Annotated in this window: 1 protein-coding gene; it reads right to left on the bottom strand. The window is 65.1% G+C overall.

The window, feature by feature from the left end; genetic code table 11:
* Nucleotides 1–61 precede the first annotated feature (61 nt).
* Nucleotides 62–1,159 carry a beta-propeller fold lactonase family protein gene (locus tag ACGFIO_RS44335; protein WP_392837333.1) on the bottom strand — a complete coding sequence of 366 codons (1,098 nt, stop codon included), beginning with the start codon at nucleotides 1,157–1,159 and terminating at the stop codon, nucleotides 62–64.
* Between the last annotated feature and the right edge of the window lie 72 nt (nucleotides 1,160–1,231).

Genomic DNA, 1,231 nt, shown 5'->3' with positions numbered 1-1,231 from the left:
AAAATGCCTGTGCGCGCCTACCGTGGACCTATCGGGATGGTCCAGCAACCCAGTTATTCCCCTACCTGAGAATGCCGGTGTGGCCGAGGGAATAGCGGCCCGGTTGAGGCCAGACCGTGAGACCGTGTGGTTCACGGCCGACCTTGATCTTTTTGACGAGATGGCCGTCCTTGGTGTCGATCGCGTAGACCACGTTGTCGTACCGGCCCGAGAGCCACAGCACCTTGCCGTCGGCGGACACGTTGCCCATGTCCGGGCTGCCGCCGCCGGGGATGCGCCACTTGGCGACCAGCTTGCCGGTGGCGAAGTTCAGTAGTGAGATCGAGCCCTCACCACGGTTGGCGATGTAGAGGCTCCGGGAATCGCGGCTGACGTAGAGTCCGTGGGCGCCTTCGCCGGTTCGCATGAACTTTCGCACCGCGAGACGGTCGCCGTCGACGACCCACACGCCCGAGGTGTTCATGTCGGCGACGTACCAGGTGCGGCCGTCCGGAGCGATCTTGATGTCCTGGGGCATCGGATGGTGGCCGGGGAGCCGGATCCGCCCCAGGATCGACCGCTTGGCGACGTCGACCTTGATCAGGTCACCGGAGAACTCGCAGCTGACGATCAGGTAGCGGCCGTCGGCGGAGAAGTCGGCGTGGTTGACCCCTTTGCAGTGCACCGGAAGCGTCTTGCGCACGGCCATGGTGTGCGGGTCGCGGAAAACCAACTGTTCCTGCTCCTCGGCCATCACGATCGCAGCCTTGCCGTCCGGCGTGAAATACAGGTTGTACGGATCGTCGACCGGGACCGGTTTGCCGAAGACGCCGGTGGCAGGGTCGAGGGGCACCAGCGAATTTCCCTCGTTGTTGTTGATCCACAGAGTGCGCAGATCCCATGACGGCACGACGTGCTGCGCGCCCTTGCCGACCCGGACGGTCTTGATCACCTGGTACGTCGCCGGATCGATCACGGACACCGTACCGTCGTCGAAGTTCGGCACGTAGACGCGAACCGGGTCGTCCTTGACCGCATCCGACAGCGCGTTCGGCCGGTCGGCGGCGTAGAGGTCGTCGGCGCGCAACGGTGGCGGCATGCCCGGCAGGAGCGGGCCCGGAAGAGAGGCCGCACCAACGCTGGACGGGACCGAGGCGTGCATGCCTGGCATACCGTCCATCGAGGCCTCATGGTCATCGTGAAACGTGGCATGACCAGTCTGTTTGCCGGTCGAACAACCGGCCGGCTCGGC

This window comes from Actinoplanes sp. NPDC049265, assembly GCF_043197135.1.
In the GTDB taxonomy this organism is placed as follows: Bacteria; Actinomycetota; Actinomycetes; order Mycobacteriales; family Micromonosporaceae; genus Actinoplanes.
The sequence above is the reverse complement of the archived record's forward strand: the minus strand, read 5'-3'. Positions and strand labels throughout refer to the sequence as shown.

Excerpts from the sequence above, each read along its gene's own strand:
- ACGFIO_RS44335 (WP_392837333.1), bottom strand. The coding sequence starts at position 1,159 with ATGGACGGTATGCCAGGCATGCACGCCTCGGTCCCGTCCAGCGTTGGT.